The sequence below is a fragment of the Paenibacillus sp. 453mf genome (genome assembly GCF_900116105.1).
GTDB classification, from domain to species: Bacteria; Bacillota; Bacilli; order Paenibacillales; family Paenibacillaceae; genus Paenibacillus; species Paenibacillus provencensis.
In genome coordinates this window covers 2970198-2985002 of sequence record NZ_FPAC01000001.1, presented here as the reverse complement: position 1 = coordinate 2985002, position 14805 = coordinate 2970198, and the positions used below count along the sequence as shown (strand labels likewise).

17 protein-coding genes and 1 pseudogene are annotated in these 14805 nt (G+C 44.6%); 13 read left to right on the top strand and 5 right to left on the bottom strand.

The features are described from left to right. Positions 1-248: 248 nt before the first annotated feature. Together BM415_RS14075 and BM415_RS14070 are read right to left on the bottom strand one after the other, a co-directional pair. A complete protein-coding gene (locus BM415_RS14075) occupies positions 249-701 on the bottom strand; it encodes a hypothetical protein (RefSeq protein ID WP_091158888.1) in 453 nt (150 codons plus the stop codon). Further along, on the bottom strand, positions 679-1179 hold the full coding sequence (locus BM415_RS14070; protein ID WP_091158886.1) for a hypothetical protein: 501 nt from the start codon (positions 1177-1179) through the stop codon (positions 679-681). The genes BM415_RS14075 and BM415_RS14070 overlap by 23 nt, the downstream gene beginning before the upstream one ends. 141 nt (positions 1180-1320) lie before the next feature. Here BM415_RS14070 and BM415_RS14065 point away from each other — a divergent pair, with 141 nt between their 5' ends. The 4 genes from BM415_RS14065 to crcB (BM415_RS14050) are packed head-to-tail and all read left to right on the top strand — an operon-like array spanning position 1321 to position 3637. After that, complete coding sequence (locus BM415_RS14065) at positions 1321-1506, top strand: hypothetical protein (RefSeq protein WP_091158885.1); 186 nt, start codon at positions 1321-1323, stop codon at positions 1504-1506. Between the two features lie 33 nt (positions 1507-1539). Next, positions 1540-2859: a replication-associated recombination protein A gene (locus tag BM415_RS14060; RefSeq protein WP_091158883.1), complete on the top strand. Its 1320-nt coding sequence runs from the start codon at positions 1540-1542 to the stop codon at positions 2857-2859. Continuing rightward, the gene (gene crcB, locus BM415_RS14055) at positions 2856-3260 is read left to right on the top strand and encodes a fluoride efflux transporter CrcB (RefSeq protein ID WP_091158882.1); all 405 of its coding nucleotides are present in this window, start codon (positions 2856-2858) and stop codon (positions 3258-3260) included. The genes BM415_RS14060 and crcB (BM415_RS14055) overlap by 4 nt, the downstream gene beginning before the upstream one ends. Next, positions 3257-3637 (top strand): fluoride efflux transporter CrcB, encoded by a 381-nt coding sequence (crcB, locus tag BM415_RS14050; RefSeq protein ID WP_091158880.1) that lies wholly within the window; start codon positions 3257-3259, stop codon positions 3635-3637. The genes crcB (BM415_RS14055) and crcB (BM415_RS14050) overlap by 4 nt, the downstream gene beginning before the upstream one ends. 100 nt (positions 3638-3737) lie before the next feature. Here the strand turns inward: crcB (BM415_RS14050) and mnmA are convergent, their stop codons facing one another. Continuing rightward, positions 3738-4868, bottom strand: coding sequence for a tRNA 2-thiouridine(34) synthase MnmA (mnmA, locus tag BM415_RS14045; protein WP_091158879.1), 1131 nt, complete (start codon positions 4866-4868; stop codon positions 3738-3740). Positions 4869-5201: 333 nt separating this feature from the next. On the opposite strand from mnmA, the gene BM415_RS14040 reads away from it, so the two are divergent. Then, complete coding sequence (locus BM415_RS14040; protein ID WP_091158877.1) at positions 5202-5621, top strand: cysteine metabolism transcriptional regulator CymR; 420 nt, start codon at positions 5202-5204, stop codon at positions 5619-5621. Positions 5622-5957: 336 nt separating this feature from the next. Here BM415_RS14040 and BM415_RS14035 read toward each other — a convergent pair whose 3' ends face one another. Further along, the gene (locus tag BM415_RS14035) at positions 5958-6479 is read right to left on the bottom strand and encodes a DUF3231 family protein (protein WP_091158876.1); all 522 of its coding nucleotides are present in this window, start codon (positions 6477-6479) and stop codon (positions 5958-5960) included. Between the two features lie 90 nt (positions 6480-6569). Beyond that, a pseudogene (locus BM415_RS14030) lies at positions 6570-6779 on the bottom strand (WGxxGxxG family protein); the annotation flags it as partial. A 577-nt stretch (positions 6780-7356) separates the two neighbouring features. Here BM415_RS14030 and BM415_RS14025 point away from each other — a divergent pair. From BM415_RS14025 to ruvX, 8 genes are all read left to right on the top strand, one after another. Next, positions 7357-8505 (top strand): cysteine desulfurase family protein, encoded by a 1149-nt coding sequence (locus tag BM415_RS14025; protein ID WP_091158874.1) that lies wholly within the window; start codon positions 7357-7359, stop codon positions 8503-8505. A gap of 121 nt (positions 8506-8626) precedes the next feature. Further along, on the top strand, positions 8627-9133 hold the full coding sequence (locus BM415_RS14020) for a PRC-barrel domain-containing protein (protein WP_091158873.1): 507 nt from the start codon (positions 8627-8629) through the stop codon (positions 9131-9133). A gap of 90 nt (positions 9134-9223) precedes the next feature. Continuing rightward, positions 9224-9433: a hypothetical protein gene (locus BM415_RS14015; RefSeq protein ID WP_091158871.1), complete on the top strand. Its 210-nt coding sequence runs from the start codon at positions 9224-9226 to the stop codon at positions 9431-9433. 254 nt (positions 9434-9687) lie between these two features. Continuing rightward, positions 9688-10758, top strand: a complete 1071-nt coding sequence (locus BM415_RS14010) for an AI-2E family transporter (protein ID WP_091158869.1) — start codon at positions 9688-9690, stop codon at positions 10756-10758. 208 nt (positions 10759-10966) lie between these two features. Further along, positions 10967-11119 (top strand): hypothetical protein, encoded by a 153-nt coding sequence (locus BM415_RS25105; protein ID WP_170862452.1) that lies wholly within the window; start codon positions 10967-10969, stop codon positions 11117-11119. A gap of 218 nt (positions 11120-11337) precedes the next feature. Further along, positions 11338-13959: an alanine--tRNA ligase gene (gene alaS / locus BM415_RS14005; RefSeq protein WP_091158868.1), complete on the top strand. Its 2622-nt coding sequence runs from the start codon at positions 11338-11340 to the stop codon at positions 13957-13959. A 146-nt stretch (positions 13960-14105) separates the two neighbouring features. Beyond that, entirely contained in the window at positions 14106-14366 is a 261-nt protein-coding gene (locus tag BM415_RS14000) for an IreB family regulatory phosphoprotein (protein WP_091158866.1), read from the top strand. Between the two features lie 15 nt (positions 14367-14381). Beyond that, positions 14382-14798: a Holliday junction resolvase RuvX gene (gene ruvX / locus BM415_RS13995; protein WP_091158865.1), complete on the top strand. Its 417-nt coding sequence runs from the start codon at positions 14382-14384 to the stop codon at positions 14796-14798. Positions 14799-14805: the final 7 nt, after the last annotated feature.

Below are 14805 nucleotides of genomic sequence, written 5' to 3'. Positions count from 1 at the left end.
GACCTTAGGTCACATCCATGAATTGGATGAGGCTTATACGTCCTCGGCTTTTTTGTTTCGGAGGGTGAAATGTCCATGCCGTTTATTTTTGGGCCTGGATTGAGCTCGTTGACCAGCATATTGAATTGCAGAAGCACAACAAAACCGACACCGAATAATCCGAAAAGATATTCCTTTCGCATTTTTAAGAGCTTTTCTTCCGTTATGCTGTGAGCCAGCTCATGCTTCTCTTGAAAACTAGTGGATATTCAGTCTACGTCAAGACTGTCATTCTGCTGAAGCTTCTTCAGGAACCAAAGTCCAACAACAGAGCGCACCAGTAATATGGAAAAGACTAAGATAGATAGAAGATTTAATTTTGCCGCTGCCCAGTCAATGGGCACTGCTCTTCCGTCAACGTCAAACGGTATGGGGTTAAGTTCATTTTTAAGGTCTCGTATATTGAATAGGAGCAATAAGACAAACGTGAAGTTCAGAATGAGCCCCATTTTGAAATTAGATAACTTTTCTTCATCCCAGACGTTCCATAAGTCTCGAAACTCTAGAAAAAAATAATAGAGAACTGAACTACAGATGATCAATGTGATCACGATGAATTCCATGTTAAAGAGTGGTCCTTCAGAGGAATATAATTGAAACCGAAATAGGCTGTACACAAGACAGAGAGCGAATATTGAGCTAGCTGTAATTTTCTTGATCATGATCAGCATCCTCCTTAGCGGATTCTTTTTGGTTTAATGCACGAGAATACATTTGAAGTACAAGAGCCGAACGAATAGCTGTTAGGATGGCAACTACAAGCACATAAATACGAATTAAGATGCTGAACTTTCCACTTTCCGGTGTACTTTCAAAAAATCCTTCTATATCGGGAAGTGGAAATTTAAGCTCCAGATAAATAGTATGTATGCTTAGCAGTGCAATCAAAATAGAGCCTGCTAAGGTGATTTTAGTAGAGAGCAACAGTTTCTTAAGCTGATACTCTACCAATCTTTTGTTTTTCAAATTGCGCTGCTCCGTGATAAGACCATAAAGAAGCACACCAATAGTGACGAACAGACATACTGTATATTCTGTATACAAAATATGACCGTCCCGATTATAAGTGAAGAAGAATCTTCCACCGAAAATAACCAGAGTGAGCGTAAGCAGACTGGCTGCGGTCGTTCGTTTAACCATGTGCATACCTCCCTATTTAGAGAGAACGTATTTAACAGCAGGATAGTTAGATTTTACCATAATTAATTTCGATAAAGGATTTAGGTTGGATAAATCGAATTTTTGAAAATAAGAAGTTAATGCTTCATGGAGGTGTTATTTATGAAATGTGGAGCTAAAAGATATGTGATTGTAATTGATACAGAAGAGAATGAACTTAAAGAGATCATTGTCAAAGCCAGAACCGCTATTGAAGCGAGAAAAGTAATCCGCAAGCAGTACGGACCTAAGATTAAAATCACAAGCGTGTCACTCTTGAATCAGGAACAGGAAGGACATGTGTTATGATTAAGGTAAGCACAACTTAAGGGAAGTGAAATGATGGATTTATTCTCATACAGCCAGGATGCGGAGCCGAAGGCACGGCTGCTTGCCGATCGCATGCGGCCGCAGAGCCTGGATGAATATATAGGTCAGGAGCATATTATAGGGCCCGGGAAGCTGCTCAGACGCGCCATTGAGGCTGATCAGGTCTCATCTATCCTTCTATACGGCCCTCCGGGCTGTGGCAAAACGACGCTGGCGCATATTATCTCTCATCATACCCAAGGCGAATTTGTTCGGCTGAATGCGGTCGATGCCTCTGTCAAAGACGTAAGAGAGGTCATCGAGCAGGCCCAAAACAACAAGTCCATGTACGGTACGAAGACGATTCTCTTTCTGGATGAGGTACATCGTTTCAATAGCTCAAGACAGGATGCGCTGCTGCCCGCGGTGGAGAAGGGGACTATCATCTTCATTGGCGCAACGACAGAGAATCCGTTCCATTATGTGAATGGAGCCTTACTGAGCCGTTCAACGTTGTTCCAGCTGGAATCACTGACCAAGGAGCATTCACTCATCGCGATGCGGCGTGCTCTTCATGATTCGGAGAAGGGACTCGGGTATATGAAGCTGGAAGCGGACGAAGATGCCCTTCTTCATATCGCTTCCATGGCAAACGGAGACATTAGAAGGGCGCTGAATGCACTGGAGCTTGCAGCGCTGACGACGCCGCCTGAGCCAGACGGTACGATTCATATTACACTTACTGTAGCCGAGGAATCGATTCGTCGTCCCATCGTCAAAGCTGATGAGTCAACACAGTACGATGTACTGTCCGCTTTTCACAAGAGCATCCGGGGCTCCAGTGATGCAGCTCTTTTCTGGTTCCTGTACGCGGTGGAGAAGCTGGGGATGGACCCGATGACGTTCATACGCAGGCTTATCGCCGCTGCAAGCGAGGATATTGGTCTTGCCAATCCTCAGGCGATGGTACAAGCTGTAACTGCTCTTGAGGCTTACCGCAATAACGGCTGGCCGGAAGCCAAGCTGAACATTGCGCAAGCGATTTTGTTCGCGGTAGAAAGTCCGAAATCCAACCGAGTGTACACTGCTATAGCCAAAGCAATGTCTACGATGGATGAATTAAAATCGGCGGAAGTGCCGCTCCATCTTAGAGACGGACACTATAAAGGCTCTGTTCAGCTTGGACATGTGGGATACAAATATCCGCACAATTATCCGGGGCACTATGTGGAGCAGCAATACTTGCCGAAGGAAATTCAGGATGAAATCTTCTATGAGGCAACAGAGCAAGGCAATGAGTCCAAAATCAAGCTGAATCAGGAGCGGAGAAGAATCCGGAATCAAAGAGGATGAAGGAGCTTATTTACATCGGTATCGGCGGATTTATGGGAACGGCAGCCCGGTATGGGGTACAGGATTTGTTTCTGCCGGGGGAAGGCCTATTTCCTCTGGCTATATGGTTGATTAACATGGCAGGGTGCTTCTTTTTGGGCTTTTTTTTCACAGTTACTCCGGCCAAATGGAACATCAGACCCGAGATCAGGTTATGTATTGGCACCGGATTTACCGGAGCTTTTACTACGTTCTCTACCTTCACAGTAGATGTTGTCCGCTTCGCCGGCATGAGTGAGCTGCTTCTTGGATTAATGTATGTGACTCTAAGTGTAGTCATTGGATTATTCATGAGTTATCTTGGGATCCGATTGGGCCAATGGATGTTAGGACAGGCAGCACGGAAGGAGAACACAATATGATCTGGGCTGCTGGAGTAGGGGGAATGGCAGGAGCGATGCTCAGGTATGGGCTCGGAAAAATCATATCTCGTAAGGCAGCAGCTGCAGGATCATCGTTTCCTTGGGGGACCTGGGTGATTAATATCAGCGGATCCTTGCTGCTTGGGATACTATATGTGCTTACCGGGGAGGGCATATTGCTTCCGTTATGGTGGGCTGTGCTCGGCATTGGATTCTGCGGGGCGTATACAACATTTTCCACTTTCGGATATGAAACGATGCAGCTTATAAGGGAACACCTAAGAATACAGGCAGCATTATATGTTATGAGCTCTATCATCATGGGAGTAGCTGCTGCATTTGCAGGTATGTGGTTTACCTCATTCATCGTTATTTAAAAATTTAAATTATTCCTATGAAAAAAGCAGGAAAAAAGCCATTCTTCATGGTAATACATGAGGAATGGCTTTACTCATCTGCTAACTTGCTGAATCAGGCTTAAGCGGGTGAACCTGCTGCCACCTTTTCAACGATATCTATTGTACCTCCGCCGAGACACACATCACCGTCATAAAATACGACAGCTTGTCCTGGCGTAATGGCTTTTTGCTCTTGATCAAACTTGACATGAACCGTGCCGTCTTCACGCCAGGTTAGGGTGACGCCTTGGTCGGGCTGGCGATATCTGAACTTGGCAGTGCAGTGGTAAGGAGCACTTGGTACATGTTCTTTACCCGCGATCCAGTTTACTCCTGTGGCAATTAGTCCGGTAGAGTACATGCTCGGATGCTTGTCACCTTGGACCACGTAGAGAATATTTTTCTCTAAATCTTTATCTGCTACAAACCAAGGCTGTCCATTGCCGGAGCCGCCGATGCCAAGACCTTGACGTTGGCCCAGCGTATAATACATCAGTCCATCGTGACGGCCTTTCATTTCTCCACTCTCGATATCGACCATATCGCCGGATTTTGCAGGCAGGTAGCCAGAGAGGAATTCCTTGAAATTGCGTTCACCGATGAAGCAAACACCCGTGCTGTCTTTCTTCTTGGCCGTGTATAGACCGGCTTCTTCAGCAATGCGGCGTACCTCAGGCTTCGGCAAATGGCCGATCGGGAACATGGCTCTAGACAGCTGCTCCTGGCTCAGTGCATTAAGGAAATATGTCTGATCCTTGTTATTATCTACACCGCGAAGCAGCTTGTATGTGCCGTCTTCTTGAATCAGACGTGCATAATGTCCTGTAGCAACATAGTCGGCTCCAAGGTCCAGTGCCTTGTTGAGAAATTCGCCGAATTTGATCTCGCGGTTACACATGACATCGGGATTAGGAGTCCGTCCGGACTTATATTCATCTAGGAAATAGGAAAATACTTTATCAAAGTATTCCTTCTCGAAGTTGACTGTATAATAAGGAATGTCCAGCTGTTCACAGACGCGGCGGACATCTTCCGCATCATCTTCTGCCGTACAATGACCGAATTCATCGGTGTCGTCCCAGTTTTTCATGAAAATACCGATGACGTCGTAACCCTGCTGTTTAAGCAGCAGTGCTGTGACGGAGGAATCCACGCCTCCCGACATGCCGACGATGACGCGGGTGTTTTGATTATCGTTAGACATCGTCATCACCATCTCTATCTAAAATTGTAATACGCGTTTTATTTTAACATACTCTACCCTAACTTACGACGTAAATCGGACAATTACGATATAGAGTGCTGAAACTAAAGAAAACTTCATCTAATTCTTAATATTATCGTCACTGTTTTCTACCCATAAACGTCCTGTTTATGTTACCATTGTTTAATAGTTATGATCGGAATACTGTGAAATTGGCAATGCTGATCATAAGCCCGAATCTTCTAACGACAATTAAAATTTCTAATGATGAGAACGAGCTCGCTATTACGAATTACGACGGGTTTCTTAGAATATGACTAAACAATGAGGTGTACACACTTGAAGATATCTACTAAAGGCCGTTACGGATTAACTATTATGATGGAGCTGTCTGGGCGATTTGGCGAGGGCCCGACTTCACTTAAGAGCATTGCGGAGAAGAATCAGCTGTCAGAGCATTATCTGGAGCAGCTCATCGCACCCCTTCGCAACGCAGGTCTTGTTAAGAGTATTCGCGGGGCATATGGCGGATATATTTTGGCGCGTGAGCCCATGACGATTACAGCAGGAGATGTCATTCGTGTGCTGGAAGGACCGATTTCTCCGGTTGATTTTACAGAAGAAGATGATCCGGCCAAACGTGACTTGTGGATGCGTATCCGCAACAGTATCGCAGAGGTGCTGGATTCTACAACACTTCAAGATCTGATCTCCTATAAAGAGGATACCGAATCAGACAGCTACATGTTCTATATTTAGTTTTACAATTGTCCTAAATGGGCTGTAACCTCATGGACAATGGCTTGTTTAAAAGTTGGAATCTGACTATTGGGGTTACAGAGCTCTCCTGCACGAAAATCCAGAGATAAGCCCATTACTTACCTCAGGTTATTCATTGTACTAAACGGTATAGTGAATAACCTGAGGTGTTTCATGTTGCGTAAATGGACAAGAGTCGATATTATGTACGTTTATGACATCGTTGCGAGCATTACGGAAGTGGAATTCATGGGGAGGCCGAGGAACGGATCCTATAACAAGATCAGTATAAAAAATACGATATGAAAAGGGCCCCTTTGGGCCCTATTTGAAAGGCTATTCAACAACAGCATCCTCAGGACGTTTAAACTGAAGCGGAGGAGGAACTAACCACCCTTTGTTTTTGTTCATTTCAAGAATACGCACAGCAAATGCAGTTTTTGTAACATGATATTTTGCAAACAGTGCACCAATATCTTCTCTGATGGATTGTCCAATAGCTTGACTACAGGCGACAAGGGCAATTGAATTGTCTGCTGCAATTTTTGCAGCAATCTCTGGGTCAGTGAATCTGGCTCCTGGTGGTATATCTTCAAGTTTTACTGCAGGTCTTTCAGAAAGGATCGGTGCAGTAGGAAGCCCATTGTTTATTAATAAATGGTCACACTCTTTAATTTCTAATTTCGCTTGATCAATAAGGTCATCCAAAATTTTCTTCAGTTCCTTGTCACCTGCATGGTTTTTGAAGGCTTGATAACAAGATACGGCTCCTCTAGCCACTGTTGAACATTGCCAAACGCTAAAAATCTCACCAAAATGCATTGGTTCGTCTTTTGGGTTACCGCTCAAAATACTCATTAATTAATCTCCTTTGTTAGTAAATTTAGTGCTAATATAGAATTCCAATGTAGCTGTCAGCAAAGTCACAAAAGAAAGTTGTGACTTTCTTCAATTACGATGTTCTTTTTCACGACGTCTCATACCAGCTAGACCGACTAGTCCTAGTAAACCTAACCAACCCAAATCGAAATCATTATCATCTGCAGCATTTGCATTGTAATTGTTGGTGTTCATGTTGTTTGCATTCCCATCATTGTTATCAGCGAATGCAGGCATTGCAATCAATAAAGCAATACTCATGGCAGCCAAAAATGTTACACTTAATCTTTTCTTTTGTTAGATCCTCCTGTTTTATAGTTCATGTAAGCGATAGTTATTTTCTCCTAAACTTTGATTATTATGAACAGTCACAGAGGAATTCTTTTCTTGATACCAAACTTTGGATAAATATCAAAAAATTAAATGTAAAGCATAGCAGAATAGTGATTTTCCAGCTCCCTGTTGTTTACTGGCTTTTACCCGTTAGTTAACATAAGCATGGAGCAGTTTGCCAGTTGGCAGCTGCTCTATATTACGTTAATCTAACGCTCAGGTTGGTTTCCTAGTCTTACAGTTGCTGCTGATTTTATTTAAACAAAAAAGGACTGTGGAACATTTGAGAATTGAGGAGTCTTTATGAGGATTATTTGAAACCTGCTAAGGGCTACTAGTATAATTTTTTGTCGCCTGTTATAGTATGAATGAATAAAACATCACAGAAAAATAACGATGACGGCTTAGATGTCCGTATAAATAATATTCAATATATTGTTTGAAAGTTATTAGAGTATGTTAAAACGTTTTGTAATGATGAGTACTAAAAGATGTTCCATATTTAAGCGGGGTGAAAGTCAAAATGAATATCTACTTGGATCATGCCGCATCCACTCCTGTGCATCCTGAAGTTGCAGAAGCAATGCTTAAGGTGATGACTGGTCAGTTCGGTAACGCATCGAGCGTGCATGCCTTCGGGCGTGCCGCGAAGCGTACCGTAAGCAATGCCCGGGATAAGATTGCGGCTTTTTTGGGCTCTTTTCCGGATGAGCTTATATTTACGTCAGGGGGGACAGAGAGTGACAACCTGGCTATTTTTGGCGCCTTATCTGCCCATGAAAATAATGGAAAGCATATCATTACCACTTCCATTGAGCATCATGCCGTGCTTCATTCTTTTGAGCAGCTGGAACAGGAGGGCTACGAGGTTACTTATCTTCCGGTTGATTCCTATGGACTTGTCCATACGGACGATGTGATAGCGGCCATAAGGCCGGATACGGTACTGATTAGTGTGATGTATGCCAATAATGAAGTGGGAACCATTCAGCCTATCGAAGAGATCGGAAACATAGCACGGGAGCATGGTGTGTTATTTCATGTCGATGCAGTACAAGCTCTCGGTTCTATTCCTATAAATCTGCATGCATTGCCTGTGGATATGATGAGCTTCTCGGCCCACAAGATTAACGGACCTCAAGGTGTCGGGGCACTGTATTTGCGCCGAGAGGTGAAACTGAATCCTATAGCGTACGGGGGACTTCAGGAGCGTAAACGCCGTGCAGGTACGGAAAATATGGCAGGGATCGTTGGCTTTGCCGCAGCTGTGGAGCATGCAGCTTCTCATATGGAGGAGAGAACAGCTCACGATCTTGAGCTGCGAAGTGTGTTCCTTGAAGAGCTTAACAAAGAAGTCGGGGAAGGAGAATTCGTCCTCAATGGTCATCCTGAACAGGTCCTTCCTCACATTGTTAACGTAAGCTTCCCTTCTGTCAAAACGGAGACGATGCTCATGAATCTTGATGTAGAAGGCGTAGCCTGCGCAAGCGGCTCAGCATGCACCTCAGGCTCCCTTTCTCGTTCTCATGTACTAGAGGCGATGCAATTACCTGAAGAAATTATGGATTCTGCGATTCGATTCAGTTTTGGGCTGGGTAATACTAAAAAAGATTTGGTATATACCGCTCAAAAAGTTGGAACCATTATTAAGCGGCTGCGTAGTAGAGCTTAAGGGTTTCTATATATACGGACAAAGGAGGGAATTCGCGTCCTGTTGTCATCGGCCGAATATAGCGGCACCTCGTGCTGCTCATATTCTAATTCAAGGAGATGAAGGGATACCCCAAGCAGACATGAAACTTCAAGAGATGATAGGTCTTGCCGTTTATGATATAACGGTCGGCAGACAAATCGGCAAAATTGTTGATTTTTTGCTTACAGAGGACTGGAAGATTTGTGGAATCGAGTTAGACGGTAGAGCCCTTTTTTCGGGCAAGGTCAAAACGATTGAATGGGGAGACATCGTCGCTTATGGCGAGGATGCAGTAATGATTCGCAATCAACAGGCGATCCGGCATACGGAAGCTGACGACATACAATATAGCTATGCCAAAGGTCATCATAAATTAAGAGATATGTCGGTGCTCACTAGAGAAGGTTTAGTGCTCGGGCATGTGACCGATGTTTATTTTGACCAGGAATTGGGAAATCATATAATAAGTCTCGAAATTAGTGACGGGTTTGTCACTGACTTGATGGAAGGCCGGAAATGGCTGCCTCTTGCAGAAGAGATAACGCTTGGCGAGCATGCCATTATCGTTCCTACTGCCAGCGAGCAGCATCTGTATAGAATGAATTAAGAGAGCGGATATGTAACCAAGTATATGATCTTAAGTTCAAGCTATGACAGTATCAATGTTTAATATTCTGCTAACGGATAGGTGAAGTTTATGAAATGTCCAAATTGTAGTTCCAAAGATATAGGAAAGATCGGTTCACACCAATTTTATTGCTGGGGATGCTTTATTGAACTGACAGTGAACGGAGATAAGATGTCAGTGTATCAAGTGGAAGAGGATGGAACACTGAGCTCGCTTGATGATCTATTCTTTGGTGATGAGATGGCTCAGGATTATCCTGGAATGCAAATATCACAATAATTCATTACCAACAACTTCCTCTACGCACGCTCTAACACGCGCTAGTCATGACTTCTAGAAGAAGTATACATAGCGGTCGGTTTACGCGGGTGGGGAATAGTCAGGAAAAATAGAAACGCTAATCGTATTTCAGACCATTTGAGATACAGTTAGCGTTTTTTGTTGACCATTTATGCCTCGGACAAGTACAGGATTAAATTGAGATGGTCCTACATATACTTACATGGATAAGCCCGTCCGAGGAGGAGACAGATGTGGAGCACTTAAAAAACAGCAAGCTGTTTCGTTACGGATTGCTCATATTACTTACCCTTATCATTCTATATTTTATTTGGCTGCTTCGGCCGATGCTCCTTGACATATACGTTTTTTTCAAAACTATACTTGCGCCATTTATTGTTGCGTTAATCGTATCGTATGTCTTAAACCCTGTTGTTAGTATGCTGGGGGGACGTAAAGTTCCCAGAAGCATAGCTGTGCTGCTCATATACGCTGTGTTTATCACTTGTCTTGTCGTTATTCTAATGAATGTCATTCCGATGTTTGTTGAACAGCTTGAACAATTGAACGAGCACTTACCTGAGCTCAATATGCATGCGCAAACCTTAATGAATAATATGAACAGCGGCTTGATGCCTCCGGGGATCAGATCGGGTATTAACGGATGGTTGTATCAATTGGAGAATCGTTTGGCAACAGGGATTTCGACTTTTATGGATAACATCGGCTCAACAATCAATACGATTTTTAATATCTTTATCGTCCCATTTCTGATTTTCTACATGCTCAAAGACTTTGATGTGATGGAAAAAGCGGTGGTCTCCTATCTCCCGCGTTCACAGCGGAAATCCATCGTCATGCTCTTAAAGGATATTGATACCGCTCTTGGCAATTATATAAGAGGTCAGTTTATCGTATGTGTTGTGGTCGGTATATTTGCTTATGTTGGGTATGTTATCATTGGCATGCCGTATGCCTTGCTTCTAGCGAGCGTTGTATGTGTGTTTAATATTGTTCCGTACTTGGGTCCTTTTCTAGGTGCTGCCCCAGCAGTAGTAATGGCCTCCACGATCTCATTTAAAATGGTGCTGTTTGTTGTGATCGTAAACACACTTTGCCAAATTCTGGAGAGTAATGTGGTGTCCCCTCAAGTGGTTGGCAAAACACTTCATTTGCACCCGCTGACGATCATATTTGCGCTGCTTGTTGGAGGAGAACTGGCGGGAGTAATCGGTCTTGTTCTGGCTGTGCCTGTATTTGCCGCGCTTAAGGTGATCTTTCAGCATTTCTTTATATATTATATCAAGCGGAAAACGATAGAATAAAAGTGAACGGACCCTTCGATCCCATCCCAGGAAGGCTGCATTGACATGGACTTTCTGGAACGATATAATAAATTATGTATGTTTATATGGTAAATTCAATGATGAAATCAAGTACGCCAGGGTGTTCCCTCAGAGAATGGACTCCTTCAGCTCATGTTAACTAATAAGTAAGATTAGGTGATGAGCTGCTGGGTGTAAGAGTCCTGGAATGAAGCGGCGGAAAGCTAATTTCGGAGAGCGGTTAAAGCCGCCGGTTGACCTACCGTTATCAGGTCCTAACAAGGCGATCGCTTGTATTCTCATTCGTATGATGAGCAGCGATAACCAGGGTGGTACCGCGAATAACTCGTCCCTGATCTAATCAGGGGCGTTTTTTTATTCCCTTGGGTTATTTCTCCCGCACAGGGAGTAACCTTTCTTCAATTTATTTTTTAGCCTTTTTTATACCGCGGGTTACTATTCCGATATTTATAATTCAGAAGCAACGACGATCGGAGAACAATCTGACAACGGAGCGGAGTCTCTTTAAGAGGCGGGAAGGTTAATCGATATACATTTAAAAATCGGAGGTTATGAACTATGAAGGCCAGTGAAATCCGTTCCAAATGGATTGAGTTTTTTGCATCCAAAGGACATAAAATCGAACCGAGCGCATCGCTTGTACCCCATAACGATCCATCCCTATTATGGATTAACGCAGGGATGGCTCCTCTTAAGCAATACTTTGATGGACGCGTGAAGCCTGAGAATCCGCGCCTTGCCAATTCTCAAAAGTGTATTCGTACCAACGATATCGAGAATGTCGGCAAAACGCGCAGACACCATACATTCTTCGAAATGCTCGGCAACTTCTCCATTGGCGATTATTTCAAGGAGGAGGCCATCACTTGGGCATGGGAGTTCTTGACTGACAAGAAATGGATCGGATTTGATCCGGAGCGCTTGTCCGTTACCGTTTACCCAGAGGATGAAGAAGCTTATAAATTCTGGAATGAAAAAATCGGACTTCCCGCTGAACGCATCATCAAGCTCGAAGATAACTTCTGGGACATCGGCGAAGGTCCGTGTGGACCGTGTACCGAAATTTTCTATGACCGCGGTGAAGCTTACGGCAATGACCCGAGTGATCCGGAATTATACCCAGGTGGAGAGAACGAGCGTTACCTGGAAGTATGGAACCTGGTATTTTCCCAGTTCAATCATAATAAAGACGGCAGCTATACACCGCTACCGAATAAGAATATCGATACAGGTGCGGGTCTTGAGCGTATAACTTCGATTCTTCAGGATGTGGACTCCAACTTCGATACAGATCTGTTCCAGCCGATGATTCAGCGTACAGCAGAAATTGCTGGAGTGAAATACAACGACAGCGTAGAGGTGGACGTGGCACTCAAAGTCATTGCCGACCATATTCGTACCGTTGCATTCGCCGTAGGGGATGGAGTACTGCCGTCCAATGAAGGACGGGGCTATGTTATCCGCCGCTTGCTGCGTCGTGCAGTCCGTTACGGTAAAGTTCTTGGTCTAGATCGTCCATTCATGTATAAATTGACACAGCAGGTTGCAGATGTGATGGGTGTATACTATCCAGAGGTCATCGACAAACAAGAATTTATTGCCAAAGTCGTGAAGACGGAGGAAGAACGTTTCCATGAAACGCTGAGTGATGGTCTTGCGATTCTGGGAGATATCAGTGGACGGGCTAAATCGGAAGGACGTTCTGTTATCGGTGGACAAGATGCGTTCAAACTGTATGACACGTATGGCTTCCCATTTGATCTGACAGAGGATTATGCTGCAGAACATGGTCTTACTGTGGACCGTGAAGGCTTTGATGCAGCGATGCAGGAACAGCGGGATCGTGCTCGTTCTGCACGGCATGAGAATGAGAGTATGAAGATTCAAGGCGGGGCCATTGCCGATCTGACGGTTAAAAGTGAATTTGTTGGATATAATGACCTCGTGACAGAATCAACGGTTGTTGCTCTTATTCACAATGATGCGAACGTAGATGCAGTCGGTGAAGGCGATACTTGTCAAGTCGTACTTGATGTCACCCCTTTCTATGCGGAAAGCGGCGGTCAGGTCAGTGACAAGGGGCTTCTTCGCGGAGCAACTGCCGTGGCTAAAGTCGAGGGCTTGCTCAAAGCTCCGCTTGGACAGCATGTTCATATCGTAAACGTTGAAGCGGGTGAGCTTCGCGTAGGGGATAAGATTAAAGCCGAAGTAGATAAGACGAGCCGGGATGCGATTGTCAAGAATCATACCGCAACCCACTTGCTGCACAAAGCGTTGAAAGAAGTGCTTGGCGAGCATGTCAATCAAGCAGGTTCTCTGGTCGAACCTTCACGGCTGCGCTTTGACTTCTCTCATTTTGGAAGCATTACGCCGGAAGAGCTTGTTATCATTGAACGTAAAGTAAATGAGCAGATCTGGAATCAATTGAATGTTGTGATCGAGTACAAGCCTATTGATGAAGCAAAAACAATGGGAGCCATGGCACTGTTTGGCGAGAAATACAGCGACATCGTGCGCGTCGTTCAAGTAGGCAATTACAGCTTGGAGCTGTGCGGAGGATGTCATGTAAACAACACTTCTGAGATCGGTCTCTTCAAATTGGTAAGCGAAAGCGGCATTGGGTCAGGTGTAAGACGGATCGAGGCACTTACAGGACGGGGCGCGTATGAATACCTGGAAGGACAGCTGGATCTTCTGAAACAATCCGCTGCACTGCTTAAATCCAATCTTAACGATGTTCCTAAGCGCATTGACTTGCTTCATGTACAAGTGAAGGAGCTGACGCGTGAGAACGAATCTCTTCAAGGCAAGCTTAGCTCGATTGAAGCAGGCCAGCTTACAGATAAAGTTGTTCAGCATGGTGATACCAAAATGCTTGCAACGCGAGTGGAAGTGTCCGGAATGGAAGCACTTCGTACACTTGCGGATGAGCTCAAGGTGAAATTGCCGGATACGGTGCTTGTGCTCGGAGCGGCAAATGAAGATAAAGTGAATTTTGTCGTTGTCGTACCGCAGGAGCATGTGAAAAAAGGCTTACATGCGGGTAAAATTGTTAAAGAAGTAGCAAGTGTATGCGGCGGAGGCGGAGGCGGTCGTCCTGATATGGCGCAAGCAGGCGGTAAGGATGCCTCCAAGCTGGATGAAGCGCTCCGTGTAGCGGAACAGATTGTAGCAGGATAACGTTTCGGCACTTCCCGTAATAAGTTCAAACGCTCACTTTCTTTGATATATTTGCAAAGCGCCAAAATATGTTATGATATAGAAGAAATCAATTCGGCATGGCAAGAGTTTACTCTCTTGCCGTATGCAGGAGCGAGGTGTCATAAGTGGACTCCATGGATAAGACAGTTAAATTCAACGTCAAGGGCGATGTGGAAGAAACCTCTGCACAAGAGATTCTTCTAAAGGTATACGATTCATTACTGGAGAAAGAATATAACCCGATTAACCAAATCGTAGGTTATCTGATTTCCGGGGATCCTGCCTACATTCCTCGTCATAACAATGCCAGAAGTCTAGTCCGCAAAAAAGAACGCGACGAACTGATTGAAGAACTGGTACGTTCTTATCTGGCCAATCACCGATAAGAATAGGAGAACTGAATGAAGATTTTGGGTTTGGATTATGGCGACCGAAGAATTGGTGTCGCGATCAGTGATGCCTTTGGCTGGACTGCCCAGGGATTGGAAGTAATAGAACGGCGCCGGGATGGGGATGAATTTGGACGAATCAATGAGCTCGTTCGTGAGAACGAAGTCAGCGAGATCGTCGTTGGTTTACCCAAGAACATGAATGGCACCGTAGGTCCTCGCGGCGAGATTTGTATGGAATTTGCAGAGAAGCTGCGGGAGACGCTGGACTTGCCCGTTCACCTGTGGGATGAGAGGCTGAGCACCGTTTCGGCAGAACGAACGCTCGTTGAAGCTGACGTCAGCCGGAAGAAGCGCAAGAAGGTTGTGGACAAAATGGCCGCAAGCCTAATATTGCAAAATTATTTAGATGCCAAAAGTACAAGGTGAGGGGGAC

Coding starts and splice junctions, on each gene's coding strand:
- mnmA (WP_091158879.1), bottom strand. CDS start 4,868: ATGACGATGTCTAACGATAATCAAAACACCCGCGTCATCGTCGGCATG.
- ruvX (WP_091158865.1), top strand. CDS start 14,382: ATGAAGATTTTGGGTTTGGATTATGGCGACCGAAGAATTGGTGTCGCG.
- crcB (WP_091158882.1), top strand. CDS start 2,856: ATGAAGGAGCTTATTTACATCGGTATCGGCGGATTTATGGGAACGGCA.
- BM415_RS14075 (WP_091158888.1), bottom strand. CDS start 701: ATGATCAAGAAAATTACAGCTAGCTCAATATTCGCTCTCTGTCTTGTG.
- BM415_RS14065 (WP_091158885.1), top strand. CDS start 1,321: ATGAAATGTGGAGCTAAAAGATATGTGATTGTAATTGATACAGAAGAG.
- BM415_RS14035 (WP_091158876.1), bottom strand. CDS start 6,479: ATGAGTATTTTGAGCGGTAACCCAAAAGACGAACCAATGCATTTTGGT.
- BM415_RS14015 (WP_091158871.1), top strand. CDS start 9,224: ATGAAATGTCCAAATTGTAGTTCCAAAGATATAGGAAAGATCGGTTCA.
- BM415_RS14070 (WP_091158886.1), bottom strand. CDS start 1,179: ATGGTTAAACGAACGACCGCAGCCAGTCTGCTTACGCTCACTCTGGTT.
- BM415_RS14020 (WP_091158873.1), top strand. CDS start 8,627: ATGAAACTTCAAGAGATGATAGGTCTTGCCGTTTATGATATAACGGTC.
- BM415_RS25105 (WP_170862452.1), top strand. CDS start 10,967: ATGAAGCGGCGGAAAGCTAATTTCGGAGAGCGGTTAAAGCCGCCGGTT.
- BM415_RS14025 (WP_091158874.1), top strand. CDS start 7,357: ATGAATATCTACTTGGATCATGCCGCATCCACTCCTGTGCATCCTGAA.
- alaS (WP_091158868.1), top strand. CDS start 11,338: ATGAAGGCCAGTGAAATCCGTTCCAAATGGATTGAGTTTTTTGCATCC.
- crcB (WP_091158880.1), top strand. CDS start 3,257: ATGATCTGGGCTGCTGGAGTAGGGGGAATGGCAGGAGCGATGCTCAGG.
- BM415_RS14060 (WP_091158883.1), top strand. CDS start 1,540: ATGGATTTATTCTCATACAGCCAGGATGCGGAGCCGAAGGCACGGCTG.